Source organism: Burkholderia sp. E168m23 (assembly GCF_016586125.1).
In the GTDB taxonomy this organism is placed as follows: Bacteria; Pseudomonadota; Gammaproteobacteria; order Burkholderiales; family Burkholderiaceae; genus Burkholderia; species Burkholderia orbicola.
On record NZ_BCPP01000029.1, the window covers coordinates 1 to 17614 of the forward strand.

Here is a 17614-nt window from a genome sequence, read left to right on the forward strand (position 1 = left end):
GAACAAGCAGAACCCCGCGACCGTGCCGTATCCGGCGCCGGGCCTGTCGGCCGCGAACACGCTGCGCGCGGGCTACACCGTGCGCGACGTGGAAGGCGTGCTCGAAGTGCGTTACGGCGCCTGGCGCGTGCAGCCGCTGCCGGGCGCGGCCGTGCCGGCGTTCGACGCGCGTTCGAACCCGCGCACCATCGCACCGGCGCGCGATCCGAAATCGAACCTGCGCGTCGCATCGTTCAACGTACTGAACTACTTCAACGGCAACGGTCTCGGCGGCGGCTTCGACGATCCGAACAATCGCGGCGCGAAGACGTTCCAGGAATTCCAGCGCCAGGAAGCGAAGATCGTCAGCGCGCTGAAGGCGATCGACGCCGACGTGATCGGCCTGATGGAAATCCAGAACAACGGCTATGGCGAACTGAGCGCGGTGCGCCAGCTCGCGGCGAAGCTGGGCAACCACTGGCGCGTGGTCGATCCGGGCACGTCGCGGCTCGGCGGCGATGCGATTGCGGTCGCGATGATCTACGACAGCCGCAAGGTCGAGCCGGTCGGCCGTGCGGCGACGCTCGCGATCGACGACAAGAATCGCCAGCCGCTCGCGCAGTCGTTCCGGCTGGTCAACGGCAACAAGCAGGCGCTGACGGTGGCCGTGAACCACCTGAAGTCGAAGAACTGCCCGGACGCCGCGAACGACGATCTCGACCAGGGCGATGGTCAAGGCTGCTGGAACCCGACGCGCACGCGCGCGGCGGCGAAGGTCGCCGACTGGCTGGCCGGCAACCCGACGGGCGTCAAGAGCCAGGGCGTGCTGCTGATCGGCGACTTCAACAGCTACACGTACGAAGATCCGATCCGCACGCTGGAATCGCGCGGCTACCGCAACCTCGTCGCGCGCTGGATCGGCGCGAATGCGTACAGCTACGTGTACAACGGCGAAGCCGGTTATCTCGACCACGCACTGGCGACGCTGCCGCTCGCGTCGCACGTTAAGGCCGTGCACGAATGGCACATCAATGCGGACGAGCCGCTCGCGCTGCAGTACACGCTTGCGTACAAGTCGGCCGAGCAGCAGAAGACGTTCTACGCGGCCGATGCGTATCGTTCGTCGGATCACGATCCGGTGCTGATCGATATCGCGCTGCCGGGCGGCGGAAAGTAAGCGTGGTTTGAGTCTTGGTGACGGCGCGATGTGCGGCAATGCCGGACATCGCGCCCGTTCCGGAAAGCCGTTCGAATACCGGGTAAATAATGCCGTGAACAATTAATCGAACCGGTATTTTATGGATGATGCGGTGCACATCGATACTTCGATTGAAGTGCGATTGAAATGGAAAGAATCATCGAATGACGTGTGCATGCTGCTGCATCGTCTTAATCGATTGACGATAATAAAATTGAAAGAATAGTCCTGTCGATCTGAAGGCTTTCGATGCGTTTCTCCAATGCAGGAAAGGCTTCCGTGTTATGCCGAAAAAGTAAAATATTCGACGCGACATAGCCGATAAAGCTCGCCTTGCACGAATAATTCCGTTTTCTTTCAAATACCAGACACTGTCCAGCCTTCGCATCATTGCGGGATTTTTAATATCCGAATGATCTTTGACAACGCGGCGCAGCACCGCCTATTTTTGTCATGGCTCAAGTTTCAGTCATACAAAAGTTGTCCAAACTGCAGGGGGCGCGTCCGGGCATCATTCTCGCCAGCAGTTTGCTGTGTCTGTATCAAGTTCAGTCTCTTAGCAGTCCCATCCCCAACCGCCGACTGCCGATCGTGCAACGCGAGTGGCGGGTCAGCTTGCGCGTGTCGCGGGCGTTGGCGGCCTTTGTGACACGGTATCCGAAATCAAAGGGCAGAGAATGAAACCAGACAGGAGCAGTACCGGCAGCCGCCGTGTTCGTCGCGGCCGGCTGGCCGGGCTAGGCGCATTGACTGCCATGACACTGGCGCTCGCGGCATGCGGCGGTGACGATTCGTCGTCCGTCGGCGCGTCGAGTCTCGCGCAGGCCACCGCGAGCCAGCAGGCCAGCGCGCAGGCCGCCGGCACCCAGGCGCCGGCCACCAACCAGCCGTACGTCGACCCGGTCGCGTACTCGATGAACGCGACCGACGGCCTTGCGCCGTCGCAGGTGTCCGAGAAAGCGGCCGTCATGCATTACCAGTGGAAAGGCGGCGGCAAGACGATCGACTACACGACCACCACCGGCCACCTGACCGCGCAGGATGCGAACGGCAACCCGGAAGCGTCGATGTCGTATGTCGCGTACACCGCGCCCAGCACGAACGGCAAGCCGCGCCCGGTCACGTTCGTCTATAACGGCGGGCCCGGCTCGTCGTCGATCTGGCTGCGCCTCGGCTCGTTCGCGCCGACCCGCGTGGCCACGCCCGATCCGCTGTTCGGCAACAACTGGCCGAACTATCCGCTCGTCGACAATGCGGAGAGCCTGATCGACACCACCGACCTCGTGTTCATCGACCCGCCCGGCACCGGGCTGTCGGAAGCCGTGTTGCCGAACACCAACCAGAAGTACTGGGGTTCCGACGTGGACGTGAACATCATGCGCGACTTCATCCAGCGCTACCTGAACGTCAACAGCCGCGGCACGTCGCCGATCTACCTGTACGGCGAATCGTACGGCACGCCGCGTACCGACATGCTCGCGCTCGCGCTCGAATCGGCCGGCGTGCACCTGACGGGCATCGTGCTGCAGTCGGCGATCCTGAACTACTTCGCGGACGCGGTGGAAGCGGTGGCGATCACGCAATCGACCGAAGGGCTGTTGCTCGATACCGACACGGTGGCCGGCTATCTGCCCGGCTACGCGGCGGTCGCGGCGTACTTCAACCAGGTGTCGCCGGCGCCGGTGAACCAGGATCTGTATGCACTGCAGACGGAACTGTTCACGACGCTGATCTACAGCCAGCTGCAGAAGTACTCGCAGTCGTGGGTGTTGAGCCAGCTCGGCATCCCGGATGCGCTCGGCACGCCGGTGTTCCCGAGCGATGCGACGCTCAGGCTGTGGTCGATCCCGTCGAGCCTCACCCAGCAGGCGCTGCGCGGTTACTTCAACGCGAATCCGTTCGGCACGAGCCTGCTGCCCGGCACGACGATCGGCCGGTACGACGGGCGCGTGTCGTTGCCGAATTCGGACCCGCGGCTGCAGAACGACGGCGATCCGTCCGACATCCTGATCTCTCAGCCGTTCACGAACGCGCTCGCGACGCAGATGCCGGATTACCTCGGCTATACGGCCCCGAACGCGACGTACTTGCCGCTGAACGACAACATCATCGAGGTCTGGGATTTCTCGCACGACGGCCAGCCGATGCCGGACACGATCCCCGATCTGCTCGGCGCGCTGCAGCTCAACCCGAAGCTTCGCGTGCTCGCGGAGAACGGCTTCCACGATCTCGCGACGCCGTTCTTCAACACCGAGAAGCAACTCGCGCGGCTGCAGACGGTGAAGGGCCTGAATCCGAAGCTGCAGGTGAACTTCTTCCAGGGTGGTCACATGATCTATCTGGACGACGTCGCGCGCCCGCAGATGAAGCGGGATTTGCAGACCTTCTACAAGGGCGCGCGGATTCCGACGGCGCTGACGCTGCACACGCTGCCGCCGCCGTGGCCGGATGAAAACCCGCCGAGCGTCCCGACCGGCAGCACGCCAGGCGCGACCGCCGCGACGACGCTGGCGGCAACCCCTTGAGCGACGGAGTCCTTATCAAAGGAACCCTCTCTTCATCCATTGAATGCGAGCGATCATGTCCCTAATCCAATTGATGCGGCGTATGTCTCCGTTGATCGTGCTCGGTGCCGTGATGAGCAGTGCCCATGCGTTGCCGCCGCAGGCGGTGGCGCCGGTGAAGCTGCCGCACGGCGGGCGCGGTGTCGACGGTCCGTTCTTTCCGGCCACGCGCGCGGCGCCGGTGTTGCCGTCGACCGGCGCGGCCTTGCAACAGCAGGCGCAACAGCGCGTCGACGCGCGGCTCGGCGGCAATACCGTGCTGAGCAACGGCGCGGCGGTGACGAAAGCGCAGGCGCAGAGCAGCGGGCTCGGCTTCGTGTCGAAGCACTTCGACGAGATCGATGCGAAGCACACCGGCCGCGTGACGATGAGCGATGTCCGGCAGTTCATCCGGCAGCGGCAGGTGCAGGCGCAGCAGGAACAGCAGGACGAGTGACGTAGCCGGGCAGGGCGGCAGCCGGCGCGGCTTTCGGTCGCGCGGGCCGCCGAATGTCGGCGGGCGCAGGCGCTGGATCGGCCGGCGTCCTATTCCCTCCGCCGCTTCTCGCGTCGCGGCCCGAAGCGCGCGCGATAGTCGCGCGGCGAGGCGCCGACGCGTTTCGCGAACGCACGCTGCAGCGCGTCCACGCTGCCGAATCCCGCGCGTTCCGCGATCCGTTCGAGTGGCCAGTCGGCCCGCTCCAGCAGCGCCTTCGCTCGCTCGACACGCGCGGCCAGCACGTACTGCGCGGGCGACACGCCGGTCTCCCTGAAGAAATTGCGCGCGAAGGTCCGTTCGCTCATGTGCATTCGCGCGGCCAGCGCGGCGACGCCGAGGTCGCCGGCCGGATCGTCGGCGATGTCGGCGAGCAGTGAACGCATGCGCGGCGTCGCACGAGCCTGGATGTCGAGCCCGACGCTGAACTGCGCCTGTCCGCCGGGACGATGCATGAACAGCACCAGTTCGCGTGCGACCGCGAGCGCGGTGGGCGCGCCGCAGTCCGCCTCGACGAGTGCCAGACACAGATCGATGCCGGCCGTCACGCCGGCCGACGTATGGAACGGCGGATCGCTCACGTAGAGCGCGTCCGGTTCGATCCGCGCGTCGGGACAGAGCGCCTGTAGCGTCGCGCACTGGTTCCAGTGCGTGGTCGCGCGCTTGCCGTCCAGCCATCCGCCGGCGGCGAGCACGAACGCACCCGTGCAGATGCTCGCGATGCGCCGCGTGTCCGCGATCCGCGTGCGGAGCCACGGCAGCACGCCGGCTTCCGACGCGGCGTGCCGCAGCGCCGCTTCATCGCCGCCCGCGACGATGATCGTGTCGATTCGTGCGGGCAGCGCCGCCAGTGCGGCCGCGCCGGCGAGGCGCAGGCCCGCGTGCGTGACGATGTCGTCCCCGTGTTGCGACGCGAGCGTGAGCCGGTATGGGGCGGCGTGCGCCGGAAGATGACGGTTCGCGACCGCGAACACTTCCATCGGCCCCGTGATGTCGAGCGACTGGACGCCTTCGAAGCCGACGACGACGATGTCGCGTGCCGAACAGGTTGACTGGGACATGGCGGAAAGTGCGGTGGAGTTGTCCTTGTGACCGCGAGCATGATCCTTGTAATTTTCCGGACATGCAATCGATCGATACGGGTGGACGATGCGGGAACGGAAGACAGGCAGCGCGGTGTTGCTCGTGTGCGGGCTGTTGGGTGCGTGGGCATTGGGGGGCCGACGCGGGCGATGGCGGAAGATGCGCCGGCGGCGGCCCGGACGCTGACGATCGCCATGCCGAAGGCGGGCCGCACGCGGCCGCTCGTGGTGATCGTCGCGGACAACGCCGGCACGGAGACGACCGATTTCATCGTTCCGTACGCGATTCTGAAGCGCTCCGGCGCCGTCGATGTCGTCGCCGTGTCGGCCGACGAAGGCACGGTCGAACTGATGCCCGCCCTGCGCATGCTGGCCGATACCACGTTCGACCGGTTCGACGCGACGGTGCCCGCGGGCGCCGACGTCGTGATCGTTCCCGCGCTGCATCGTGCGGACCGGCCGGCCGTGCTGGCCTGGCTACGTAGGCAGGCTGCTGCCGGCGCGACGATGGTGGCGATCTGCGATGGCGCCGAGGTCCTCGCGAACACCGGCCTGCTGCGGCAGCGCACCGCAACGTCGCACTGGTATTCGCGCGAGGGCCTGCGTCGCCGCTTCACCGAGACGAAATGGGTCGACGATCGTCGCTACGTGATGGACGGCAACGTCATGACGACGACCGGCGTATCCGCATCGATTCCCGCTTCGCTGGCGTTGCTGGGTGTGCTGGCCGGACCGAACGCAGCGCGCGAGACAGCGCGGGGCCTCGGCGTACAGGCTTGGAGCGATGATCACGACGGTGGCCGGTTCGGGTTGACCGCGCGCGCGGTGGCGATCGCATTGATGAACCGCCTCGCGTTCTGGCGGCACGAGACGTTCGATCTGCCGGTCGAAAGCGGGTTCGACGAACTCACGGTCGCGTTGACCGCCGACGCGTGGGCGCGGACCTGGCGCAGTGATGTCGTCGCGACGGCCGATGCGAGCGTAGTCGAGTCGAGGCACGGGCTGCGGTTGCTGGCGCAGCCGGCCGATGTCCGGCACGCGCGTGTGGCGATGTCGGCTGGCCGGCGGGGCGATTCGGCGCTGCCCGGCGTGCTTGCCGATATCGCGGCGCGCTACGACGACGCGACGTCCAGTTGGGTCGCGCTGCAACTGGAGTATCCGAAGTAGCACCCATCGCGCAGGCTACGGCGCGATCACCGTCATCCTGAACGGCCCGCCATGTTCCGCCGCATGCGCGACCGCGTCGTTCGCGTCGTCGAGCGCGAAGACCGTTACGTCGAAATGCCCGAGGTCGAGCAACCCGCCGCGGACGAGCCCGGTCATCAGCGTCACGGCTTCCGTCGGGTACATCCATTTGCCGCGCAGCGTGATGTCGTTGCGCATGATCCACGGATACGGCAGCTCGAGCCCGGCTCCGCCGAGCATGCCGACGCCGCCCATCAGCACCACGCGTCCATAAGGACGCACGGCCATCACGGCGGCACGCACCGTCGTCGCCGGCACCGACGGCGGCATCAGGTCGATCACGCAGTCGATCGGCCCCGGCGCCGCCTGCTGCATGCGGATGCGGTCCGCGGTTTCGTCGCCGGTCAGCCCGACCGTGCGCACGCGCTCGCCGAAGCGGCGTTCGAGCTCCGCCAGCACGCGTGCATTACGGCCGGGCGCGACCACGCATTGCGCGCCCATCGCCAGCGCCACCGCGATGCAGGCGCTGCCGAAATTGCCGGTCGCGCCGCTGACGAGCAGGATTTCGCCGGCGCGCAGGTCGGACGCAAGCAGGCCGCCGTAAGGCACGAGCAGCGTATTGAGTGCGCACCAGCGCGCGGCGTCGGCCGGCGCGATCGCGCCGATGCGCACCGCGTTCTCGGTCGGCACGCGCAGCCGCTCGGCGAACGGGCCGTCGTGGAAATAGCGCTGCAACTGCTTGCCGCCTTCGCCGCGCGCACTCCAGCCCTGCAGCACGATGTCGGGCATCCGCGCATCGTCGCGCGAGCGCACGGTCGGGTCGCAGAACACCCAGTCGCCCGGCTGCAATTGCGTCGCGTCGGGGCCGGTTTGCCGGACCCGGCCGATCGCGCCGCAGCCCGGCACCATCGGCAACTCGATCGGATAGCGGCGCTCGCCGCTGAACACTTCCCGTGCATAGGACAGAACCGGCGTCGCGACGACGTCCACGACGACTTCGCCGGTGCCGAGCACGGGGTCCGGTATCGTTTCGATCGCGAGCGGCTGGCCGAGCGACTTCAGGATCGCAGCTTTCATGACGCTTCCTCGGGGTGGGGACGCGTCGATTCTGGCAGGCTTAGAATCGGCAACAAGGCCCGGCGCGAACCCAGGATCGGCCGGTACCACCCAGCACGGAGCGAACCCGATGACCGTCACCACGCGAACCCCGTTCGGCGATTTCCTGCGCTCGCGGCGCAAGAAGCTGCGCCCGGATGCCGTCGGCCTGCACGACGGCCCGCGCCGGCGCACGCCCGGCCTGCGGCGCGAGGAAGTCGCGGAACGGGCGGGCATCGGCGTCGACTGGTACGTGCGGCTCGAGCAGGGGCGCGACGTCAATCCGTCGGATGCGACGCTCGACGCGCTGGCGCGCGCGTTGCGGCTCGACAAGGCCGAAGCCGCCCACCTGCGCACGCTCGCGCGGCGCGACGGGGCACGTGCGTTCGTGCCGGAGCATGTGCCGCCGGCCATCGCGCGGCTCGTCGCGCATCTTCAGCAGCCTGCGTACGTGACCGGCCGGCGCTGGGACATCCTCGCGTGGAATGCTGCCGCGGCCGATCTGCTCGGCTTCGACCGGCTGGCGCCGGCCGATCGCAACATCCTCGTCTACATGTTCGAGGCGCCGTACGCGCGTGCGCTGTTCGCCGCCAGTTGGGCCGACGAGGCACGCCGGATGATCGCGCTGTTTCGCGCGAACCACGATCTCTACGCGAGCGACCCGGCGTTCGTCGCGCTGGTGGCGCGCCTGCGCACCGGCAGCGGCGAGTTCGCACAATGGTGGGATGCGCATGACGTGCGCAGTGGCGTGTCGGGCGAGAAGGTGCTCGTGCATGCGCGACGCGGCACGCAGCGCTACGAGTACGCGACGTTTCAGGCGAACGACGATCCCGCGCTGAAGCTGGCGATCTATACGCCGGTGAACGGCGATGAACAGACGTGAGGCGGAAGTGACCGGCGCCATCCGGCGTTCATGCAGCGAGGCATCGGCTTCGTGCGTGAACGCAGGGGTGACGCGTAACGGCGGAAGGGCGGCGGCTCAGGCCGTGCGTCGCGCGGACAGCCGATTCCAAAGCAGGCCGGAGCGGCTGCCGCTGCGGCAATACGCGAGCACCGGCTTCGGCAGCGCGTCGACCAGCGCGCCGAACGCGTCGACTTCCGCGTCGCCGATGCGGTCGCGTTCGACCGGCAGGTAGCGCGCGTCCATGCCGAGTTCGCGCGCGGCCGCGGCGATCTCCTCGAACGCCGGCTGATCGTCGCCTTCGCCATCCGGCCGGTTGCAGATCACCGCGCGGAAACCGGCATTGCGGATCGCCTTCAGGTCGGCCGGCGTGATCTGCCGCGACGCGGTGAAGCCGGTCGCCGCCGCGGCCCGACATTGCTCGATCGCCCGCGCGAAACAGCCGATCGCGAAGTCGACGTCCTGTTCGGTCGAGAACCGCCCGAAGCTGATGCGCACCGTGCGCCCGGCGGTTTCCGCATCGAGGCCGATCGCGGTCAGCACGTGGGACGGCGCGCCGCTGGTCGAATTGCATGCGGAGGTGGACGACACGGCGAGCGCATCGCCGAGCATGAACGGGAAGAAGCCCGGCGCATGCACCGTCAGGCTCAGCGTGTGCGGGATGCGGCGGGCGGCGGCCGCGTTCTGCGTGACGTCGCCGAGCGCGAACAGCGCGCGGGTGAGCCGCGCGCCGAGCGCCGCGATCCGTGCGGCTTCGCCGTCGAGCTTTTCAGCGGCGAGCGCGCATGCGACGCCCATGCCGACGATCTGATGCGTGGCGAGCGTGCCCGAGCGCAAGCCGCGCTCGTGGCCGCCGCCGTGAATCTGCGGCGCGATCCGGCTCGCGATCTCGCGGCGCACGAACAGCGCGCCGATGCCCTTCGGGCCGTACACCTTGTGGGCGGACATCGACATCATGTCGATGCCGAGCGCGCGCACGTCGATCGGCGTCTTGCCGAGCGCCTGCGCGGCGTCGACGTGGAGCAGTGCGCCGGCGGCATGCACGATGCGGGCGATCGCGCCGATGTCGGTCAGCGTGCCGATCTCGTTGTTCACGAGCATCAGCGACACGAGGCCGGTGTCGGGGCCGATCGCGGCCGCCACCGCGTCGGCGGTGATTTCGCCGTGGGCATCGGGGGTCAGGAAGGTGACCTGTGTGCCGTGTTTCGCCAGGTTCGCCATCGTGTCGAGGATGGCTTTGTGCTCGAGGCGGCTCGTGATCAGGTGGCGCTTGCCGGTCGCGTGTTCCGCATAGCCCTTCAGCGCGAGGTTGTTCGACTCGGTGGCGCCCGACGTCCAGACGATCTCGTCGGCATCCGCGCCGATCAGGGAGGCGACTTGCGCGCGGGCGTGCTCGACCTTGTCTTTCGCGAGCCGGCCGGCGGCGTGCGAACTGGATGCGGGGTTGCCGAAGATGCCGTCGAAGCCGAGGCAGGCCGTCATCGCTTCGATCACGCGCGGATCGGCAGGGGTCGTGGCTGCGTAGTCGAGGTAGTGCAGCGGGGTGGTGTCGCTCATGTCCGTCTCTTGCTGATTGCGTAGTGACGGAAATGATACGGGGGACAGAAGGGAAAAAGGATCCAAAGTTGGCTGGGGATTGGGCTCCGTGTGGAATAATGTTTTATGAAATCGATGAATAATGGAATTTACTTCTCGATCTGGCCGGTGCCCATACAGGTGAAGATTGGCGACGAAGTTTTCGACGGCGACGGCTCGCCGGAAGGGTGCCCGGAGCACTTCTTTCCAGTTGCTCCGCATCCATCGAGCACGTTTTCCAACACGGAATCGACCGCACCGAGCGAGCAGTCCGCCGACACCCCGAGGTCTATGAGGGATTCCCCCGGTAACACGCGAGCGAGTGCCACTCCAGTGCCGCACCCTTCGCCCGACGCTTTCCCGCCGCCCCTTCCCGCCCGCCGCTCCCGATTATTTGCGTTTCGCGAATGACGCGTTCGCTGGTTGTTCCATACCCGATCGGCGGCCGCGCACCTATCGTGGTGGCGTTGGCTGAGCCCGTTCGATGCGTCGAATCCGGACGCCAGCCGGCACTTCCTCGCGATCCTCGCGATTCGCGTCGCACACAAAAACCATCGGACCCGGGCCATGCGCAGGCGCTGCGGCGCACGCGGGCGAACCGGCGTCCACGGAGACGGACATGCAAGCAAACGAGTGGGATACCTCATACGAGTGGAAGGCGGTGACGCTGCTGGCGCTCGGCTTCGGGCTGGTCGGCCTCGACCGCTGGCTCATCGCGCCGCTGTTTCCTTCGATCATGAAGGACCTCGACCTGACCGCACAGGACGTCGGCAACTGCATCGGCGTGCTCGGCCTGTCGTGGGGCATCTTCGCGGCGCTGATGGGCGGTATCTCGGACAAGATCGGCCGCCGGAAGGTGCTGATACCGGCCATCATCGCGTTCTCGCTGCTGTCGGGCTTCTCGGGGCTCGCGGGCGGGCTGCTCGGCCTGATGGCGATTCGCGGGCTGATGGGCGTCGCGGAAGGCTCGTTCTGTCCGACGAGTTTTGCGGCGACCGCCGATGCGTCGCATCCGCGGCGGCGCGGCCTGAACCTCGGCCTGCAGCAAAGCGGCTTCGCGCTGTTCGGCCTCGCGCTGTCGCCGATCATCGCCACGCAGTTGCTCGGTTTCGTGTCGTGGCGCTGGGTCTTCGCGCTCGTGGCCGTGCCCGGCCTGATCCTCGGCGCGATCATGTTCTTCGTGATCCGCGAGCCGAAGGTTGCGAAGGAGGTCGCGTCGGAGCACGCACCCGCGTCGCTCGGGCATGTGCTCAGGAGCCGCAACATTCTCGTCGCGATGGCCGCGCTGTGCTGTGCGATGACGGGCGTCTTCGTGCTCGGCGCGCTGCTGCCGCTGTACCTGACCGATTACCTGTCGCTCGGCACGCAGAAGATGGGGCTCGTCGTGTCCGCGATCGGCTTCGGCGGCTTTCTCGGCCAGTTCGGGTTGCCCGGCCTGTCCGATCTGGTCGGCCGCCGCATCGCCAGCATCGTCGGCTTCGCGGGCACGGCCGTGATGCTCTACGTGTTCCGCGGCCTCGGCCCGCAGCCGCTCGCGCTGTTCGGTGTGCTGTTCGTCGCATCGTTCTTCACGCTCGGGCTGGTGTCGCTGCTGTCCGGGCCGGTAGCGACCGAGGCCGCGCCGGTCGGCCTCGTGTCGACGTCCATCGGCGTGGTGGTCGGCGTTGGCGAGATCTTCGGCGGCGGCATCGCGCCGGCGATGGGCGGCTACGTTGCCGCACACTTTGGCATCCAGAACATTCTGTGGCTGCCGATGGGCTCGGTGCTGCTCGGCATCGTGGTCAGCCTGCTGCTGAAGGAAACCGCACCGGCCGTGCTGCAGCGCCGCGCGGCCGTGCAACCGGGGCTGGCCGCCGGCGAGCAGTCGCGGTAATGCCGGCGAGCGCATACCGGCGCGGGCGTACCTTCGAGCACCGGTGCCGGCGCGCCCGGCGATTGACATCGATTTGGCGACACAGTGACGCCTTTTGCATGACACAGCGCTTCGCCCGCACAGGTAGACTGCCGGTTCCGCTGTCGAAAAAAGGTGCGGTATGGACCGGTTTCTGAGCATCGAGGCATTCGTGAGGGTCGCGGAGGCCAGCAGCTTCGCCGAAGCGGCGCGGCAACTGGGTGTGACGAGTTCGGTCGTGACGAACCGCATCCAGCAGCTCGAGAAGTTCGTCAATGCACCGTTGTTCCACCGCAGCACGCGCCACGTGCGGCTGTCGGAAGTCGGCGAGACGTTCTATCGCGAGTGTGCCGAGGTGGTGGGCCGCGTCAACGAGCTGACGGACCAGATGCGCGAACTGCGCGCCACACCGACCGGCCGGCTGCGCATCCAGATGCTGCCCGGCTTCGCGCTCGATCACTTCGGCGCGCCGCTCGCCGCATTCAATCAGCGCTATCCGGGCATCCAGCTCGACATCATCGTCAACGATCGCGTCGTCGACCCTGTCGAAGAAGGGTTCGACATCGCGTTCCAGATCTTCCCGCCGATTTCCGAGTCGCTGATCGAGCGACGGCTGTTTACGGTCAGGCGTCTCTTCTGTGCCGCGCCAGCGTATGTCGACGCGCATGGTGCACCACAACATCCGCGCGATCTGCTGCAACACACCACGGCGCTGTATTCGGGCTACCCGTCGCGCAACCGCTGGACGATGACGCGCGGGGACGAGGTCGTCGAAATGGAGTTGCCGGGCATGATCCGCTCGAACTCCGTTCATCTGTTGCGCGAGTACGCGTTGACTGGCGGCGGCGTCGTCTGCCTGCCGACGCTCGTGGCGAGCGACGCGCTCGTCGCGGGCCGCCTGGTGCCGATCCTGACCGACTACCAGCTCGCGCCGCTGAGCTTCGCCGCCGTTTATCCCGCGACGCAGCGACAGGCGTTGAAGGTGAGAGCGTTGGTCGAATTCCTCGCCGAATACATCGGCGACGAATCGCCGTGGGATCTGCCGCTGCTGGCGCGCGGCTGGGTGCGTTGACCCGCGCGGATTATTCGCGAAACGCAAATGCCGTAATCGTCGTCCGTTGCCTTGTTGCTGGTGTTCGTTGCCCCTAGAGTGGAATCCAACAAGCGGTTCAACTCAGGAGACAGCAATGACCAGCACGGCATTCCACACCGTCTTCGGTTCGCTCGATGGTTACCGGAAGGGCGAGATCGAAATCACCAGCGGCAGCGCGCAGCACTACGCCTTCTCGAACGTCTTCGAGGTGGCGTCGAAGTCGGCCCCTTACGAAAAGGTCGTCGCCGGCAAGAACCTCGAATACGTGATCGAAGTGTTGCGGACCGACGGGCAGTCGCCGTGGTTCGCGTGCGCGCACGACGAGTTCGCGATCCAGATGGACGGCGAAGTCCGCATCGACTTCATCAAGCTCGACGATCCGCCGCAATCGGGCCGCGGCACCGTGCGCGCGGGCGCGCATCCGGCCGGCCGAAACATGGGGTACGTCGTGTTGCGTAAAGGGCATCAGGCGCTGCTGCCGGCCGGTTGTGCGTATCGCTTCACCGCGAGCCGGCCGGGCGTCGCGCTCGTCCAGACCGTGCTCGGCGAGCTGTCCGTCGAGAAGTGGGCCGAGATCTGCCTGCACTGACCTTCCGACCGCATTCGACTATTCCAGGAGACACGTAATGGCCACCCTCGAGACCCTCGACCTTTCTACCGGCTTTGCCGCCGATCTGGTGCGATCGACCGAAGCCGATGCCGTCACCGGCTACCGCCGCTTTCAGCTTGGCGAATTCGCCTTCCAGCGCGACGAATATTTCGTGAAGATCAGCTGGCCCGCGAAAGGCCAGACCCGCACGCATGCGATGCCGGCGGACGCGTTCCTGCGCGCGATGATGCGCGACGTCGCATGGGGCTTCTTCTACGGCTGGGTGAATTTCGACCACGTATTCGGCACGCGCAATCACTACGGCAAGGTCGACATGTATGCGGGCACCTTCAACGGCATCCTGAAGGACGCCGGCGTCGACTACACCGAGACCTTTGACACGCCGACGATCATGGCGACCTTCAAGGCGATGCTGCACGACTGGACCAACGAAGGCTTCGACCCGTTCGCGGCGCCCGAGGAAACGGGCACGGCGTTCGGCCGCAAGCACGGCGAGAACGGCGCGGCGATCGAGCGCACGCGCATCGCGACGCGCCGCATGCCGGGCCTCGAGGGCGACTCGCCGCTGCGCGACGAGCTGCCGGTCAACCGCGCGTTTCTCGACGTGACGCAGGACGAACCGGAAGTGCATGTCGAGCCGGGCTTCGACGGCGAACTGCACGCGTTCAACCTGTTCAAGTACCTGTCGCGCTCGGACGTGACGTGGAATCCGTCGGTCACGTCGGTGTGCGGGCGCAGCCTGTTTTGCCCGACCACCGAGGAATTCATCCTCCCGGTGTTCCACGGCAACGATCGCGTCGAATGGTTCCTGCAACTGTCCGACGAAATCGTGTGGGACATCGGCGACAAGAACACCGGCGCGCCGCGTGCGCGCATCACGATGCGGGCCGGCGACATCTGCGCGATGCCGGCCGATATCCGGCATCAGGGCTATTCGACGAAGCGCTCGATGCTGCTGGTCTGGGAAAACGCGACGCCGGATCTGCCGCAACGCTACGAGAGCGGCGAGCTCGCGCCGTACCCGATCGCGTTCTAGGCCGCGCGTCAGTTGCAGCTTCCGCTTTTGCTTTTGCGATACACCGAGGACGATTCATGCAAACCCAACTCTTCATCGACGGGCGCTTCGTCGACGCCGTCGATCGCGGCACGATCGACGTGCTGAACCCGCACGACGGCTCCGTCATCACGAAGATCGCGGCGGCCACCGCGGCGGACGTCGATCTGGCCGTCGAAGCCGCGGCGCGCGCCTTCCCGACCTGGTCGGCGATGCCGGCCGCCGAGCGCGGCCGTCTGCTGCTGCGCCTGGCCGATGCGATCGAAGCCAACGCGGACGCGCTGGCGCAGCTCGAATCGCTGGACACCGGCCACCCGATTCGCGATTCGCGTGCGCTCGACGTGCCGCGCACGGCGGCCTGCTTTCGCTATTTCGGCGGCATGGCCGACAAGCTGCAAGGCTCGGTGATCCCGGTCGAGACCGGTTTCCTGAACTACGTGCAACGCGCGCCGATCGGCGTCGTCGGCCAGATCGTGCCGTGGAATTTTCCGTTGATGTTCACGAGCTGGAAGATGGGGCCGGCGCTCGCCGCCGGCAACACGGTCGTGCTCAAGCCGTCGGAAATCACGCCGCTGTCGACGCTGCGCATCGTCGAGCTGATGGCCGAGGTCGGGTTTCCTGCCGGCGTCGTCAACATCGTGCCCGGCTACGGGCATACGGCCGGCCAGCGGCTCGCCGAACATCCAGGCGTCGGCAAGATCGCGTTCACCGGGTCGACGGCGACGGGCCGGCGCATCGTCGAAGCGTCGCAGGGCAACCTGAAGCGCGTGCAACTGGAACTGGGCGGCAAGGGCGCCAACATCGTGTTCGACGATGCCAACCTCGACGCGGCCATCAACGGCGCCGCGTGGGCGATCTTCCACAACCAGGGGCAGGCCTGTATCGCGGGGTCGCGCCTGGTGCTGCACGAACGCATCGCGGACGCGTTCCTCGAACGCTTCGTCGCGCTCGCCTCGTCGATCCGGATCGGCAATCCGCTCGATCCGGATACCGAAATGGGGCCGCTCACGTCGAAGCAGCACCTCGATCGCGTGCTGTCGTATGTCGACGTCGCGCGCGAGCAGGGCGGCCGCGTGCTGACCGGCGGCAGCGCACCGCAGGACCCGGCGCTCGCCAATGGCTACTACGTGCGCCCGACGATCATCGAGGCGAAGCGTGCGACCGACCGTGTCGCGCAGGAGGAAGTGTTCGGCCCGTTCGTCACCGTGCTGCGCTTCGGCAGCGACGACGAAGCGCTGGCCATCGCCAACGCAACCGAATACGGGCTCGGCAGCGGCCTGTGGACCAACGACCTGTCGCGTGCCCACCGGATGGCGGCGCGGATCGACGCAGGCATGTGCTGGATCAACTGCTACAAGCGCGTCAATCCGGGCAGCCCGTTCGGCGGCGTCGGCAAGTCGGGCTACGGCCGCGAGATGGGCTTCGAGGCGATGCACGACTACACGGAAGCGCGCTCGGTGTGGGTCAACGTCGACGGCAACGTGCCGCCGCATTTCAAGCGCTGAGGCTCGTATGGAGCGCTTCGTCTATCAGGGCACCCCGTCGCGCGTGGTCTTCGAATGGGGCGCGCTGGCCCGGCTGCCGGACGAGCTGTCGGCGCTCGGCGCACGCCGCGCGCTCATCCTCTCCACGCCCGAACAGCAGCCGCTCGCCGATCGCGTGAAGGACGTGCTGGGCGAGCGGGCGGCCGGCGTGTGCGCGCAGGCCGTGATGCACGTGCCGGTCGAAGTCGCACGCGCGGCGTGCGAGACGGCCGCCGAACTGGGCGCGGACTGTTGCATCGCGGTCGGCGGCGGTTCGACGATCGGGCTGGGCAAGGCCATCGCGCTCCAATCGTCGCTACCGATCCTCGCCGTGCCGACGACCTATGCCGGCTCGGAGATGACGCCGATCTACGGGCTCACCGAAGATCGGTTGAAGCGCACCGGGCGCGATGCGCGCGTGCTGCCGCGGACCGTGATTTACGACCCTTCGCTGACGGTGTCGTTGCCGCCAGCCATTTCGGCGGCGTCCGGTGTCAATGCGATGGCGCATGCGGTCGAGGCGCTCTACGCGGAAGATGCAAACCCGGTCATCAGCTTGATGGCCGAAGAATCGATCCGTGCGCTCGGCGAAGCGTTGCCCGTCGTCGTGCGCGATCCGCAAGATCGTGCGATGCGCAGCCGCGCGCTGTATGGCGCGTGGCTCGCCGGCACCTGCCTCGGTGCGGTCGGCATGGCGTTGCATCACAAGCTCTGCCACACGCTCGGCGGCACGTTCAACCTGCCGCACGCGCAGACGCACGCGGCGATGTTGCCGCATACCGCGCATTACAACCACGCCGCTGCGCCCGATGCGCTGCGTCGCGTCGCGCGGGCGCTGGGCGGGCGCGATGCGGCGGAAGCCGGGCCGCTGCTGTTCAGGCTCAACGCGCAGCTCGGCATCGCGCCGGCGCTCGCCGATATCGGGATGCCGCAGCAGGGGCTCGACGAAGCAGCCGATCTGGCATGCAGGAATCCGTATGCGAACCCGCGGCCGATCGAACGCGCGGCGATTCGCGCGTTGCTTCAGCACGCATGGGAAGGACGCGCGCCGCATTGAGCGGCCGGATGGGCGAACGGAGAACGACGTGATGACTCACCAGATCGGCCTGCACGGCCTGTACCGCGAAGCGATGTCCGGCTTCATCCTCGATCGGAGCTGATCGCCATGGCGCGTTTTTTCGCGGTGTTTGCCACCGACCAACCGGGCATGCGTGACGTGCGCGACCGCATGCGCCCGATTCACCGGAGCTATCTGCGCTCGGCGGCCGAGCACGGCGTGTATGTGCGGCTCGGCGGCCCGACGCTGGACCCGCAAGGCGACGCGATGAACGGCACGCTGCTCGTCATCGAGGCGGACGATATCCATGCGGTGATGCGGTTCGTCGGCAA

General features: G+C 67.0%; 15 protein-coding genes. 12 read left to right on the forward strand and 3 right to left on the reverse strand.

Features of this window, described 5'->3' with window-relative positions:
• The 3 genes from JMF90_RS02900 to JMF90_RS02910 form a co-directional block, all read left to right on the forward strand.
• On the forward strand, positions 1-1156 hold a 1156-nt coding region (locus JMF90_RS02900), incomplete at its 5' end, for an ExeM/NucH family extracellular endonuclease (RefSeq protein WP_201324951.1).
• A gap of 698 nt (positions 1157-1854) precedes the next feature.
• Positions 1855-3702: a peptidase S10 gene (locus JMF90_RS02905; RefSeq protein WP_011548380.1), complete on the forward strand. Its 1848-nt coding sequence runs from the start codon at positions 1855-1857 to the stop codon at positions 3700-3702.
• Between the two features lie 82 nt (positions 3703-3784).
• Positions 3785-4177, forward strand: coding sequence for a 2-oxoglutarate dehydrogenase (locus tag JMF90_RS02910; protein WP_226292281.1), 393 nt, complete (start codon positions 3785-3787; stop codon positions 4175-4177).
• 89 nt (positions 4178-4266) lie between these two features.
• On the opposite strand, the gene JMF90_RS02915 is transcribed toward JMF90_RS02910, so the two are convergent.
• Positions 4267-5277 carry a GlxA family transcriptional regulator gene (locus tag JMF90_RS02915; RefSeq protein WP_011548378.1) on the reverse strand — a complete coding sequence of 337 codons (1011 nt, stop codon included), beginning with the start codon at positions 5275-5277 and terminating at the stop codon, positions 4267-4269.
• A 171-nt stretch (positions 5278-5448) separates the two neighbouring features.
• On the opposite strand from JMF90_RS02915, the gene JMF90_RS02920 reads away from it, so the two are divergent.
• Complete coding sequence (locus JMF90_RS02920) at positions 5449-6465, forward strand: DJ-1/PfpI family protein (protein ID WP_011548377.1); 1017 nt, start codon at positions 5449-5451, stop codon at positions 6463-6465.
• A gap of 15 nt (positions 6466-6480) precedes the next feature.
• Here the strand turns inward: JMF90_RS02920 and JMF90_RS02925 are convergent, their stop codons facing one another.
• Entirely contained in the window at positions 6481-7560 is a 1080-nt protein-coding gene (locus JMF90_RS02925) for a zinc-binding alcohol dehydrogenase family protein (protein ID WP_011548376.1), read from the reverse strand.
• 109 nt (positions 7561-7669) lie between these two features.
• Here JMF90_RS02925 and JMF90_RS02930 point away from each other — a divergent pair, with 109 nt between their 5' ends.
• Positions 7670-8461 carry a helix-turn-helix transcriptional regulator gene (locus tag JMF90_RS02930; protein WP_011548375.1) on the forward strand — a complete coding sequence of 264 codons (792 nt, stop codon included), beginning with the start codon at positions 7670-7672 and terminating at the stop codon, positions 8459-8461.
• Positions 8462-8557: 96 nt separating this feature from the next.
• Here the strand turns inward: JMF90_RS02930 and JMF90_RS02935 are convergent, their stop codons facing one another.
• A complete protein-coding gene (locus JMF90_RS02935) occupies positions 8558-10036 on the reverse strand; it encodes an aminotransferase class V-fold PLP-dependent enzyme (protein WP_011548374.1) in 1479 nt (492 codons plus the stop codon).
• Positions 10037-10673: 637 nt separating this feature from the next.
• Between JMF90_RS02935 and JMF90_RS02940 the strand changes: the two genes are divergently transcribed.
• The 7 genes from JMF90_RS02940 to JMF90_RS02970 all read left to right on the forward strand — a co-directional run.
• A complete protein-coding gene (locus JMF90_RS02940) occupies positions 10674-11927 on the forward strand; it encodes an MFS transporter (protein ID WP_041489629.1) in 1254 nt (417 codons plus the stop codon).
• 160 nt (positions 11928-12087) lie between these two features.
• Complete coding sequence (locus JMF90_RS02945) at positions 12088-13017, forward strand: LysR family transcriptional regulator (protein WP_011694479.1); 930 nt, start codon at positions 12088-12090, stop codon at positions 13015-13017.
• A gap of 115 nt (positions 13018-13132) precedes the next feature.
• Positions 13133-13627 (forward strand): hypothetical protein, encoded by a 495-nt coding sequence (locus tag JMF90_RS02950; RefSeq protein ID WP_006479834.1) that lies wholly within the window; start codon positions 13133-13135, stop codon positions 13625-13627.
• 37 nt (positions 13628-13664) lie between these two features.
• Positions 13665-14684: a hypothetical protein gene (locus JMF90_RS02955; protein WP_011694480.1), complete on the forward strand. Its 1020-nt coding sequence runs from the start codon at positions 13665-13667 to the stop codon at positions 14682-14684.
• Between the two features lie 56 nt (positions 14685-14740).
• Positions 14741-16207: an aldehyde dehydrogenase family protein gene (locus tag JMF90_RS02960; protein WP_011694481.1), complete on the forward strand. Its 1467-nt coding sequence runs from the start codon at positions 14741-14743 to the stop codon at positions 16205-16207.
• Positions 16208-16214: 7 nt separating this feature from the next.
• A complete protein-coding gene (locus JMF90_RS02965; RefSeq protein ID WP_011694482.1) occupies positions 16215-17282 on the forward strand; it encodes a maleylacetate reductase in 1068 nt (355 codons plus the stop codon).
• 108 nt (positions 17283-17390) lie between these two features.
• Positions 17391-17614 (forward strand): YciI family protein (locus JMF90_RS02970; RefSeq protein WP_201324952.1); only part of this gene is annotated, 224 nt, incomplete at its 3' end.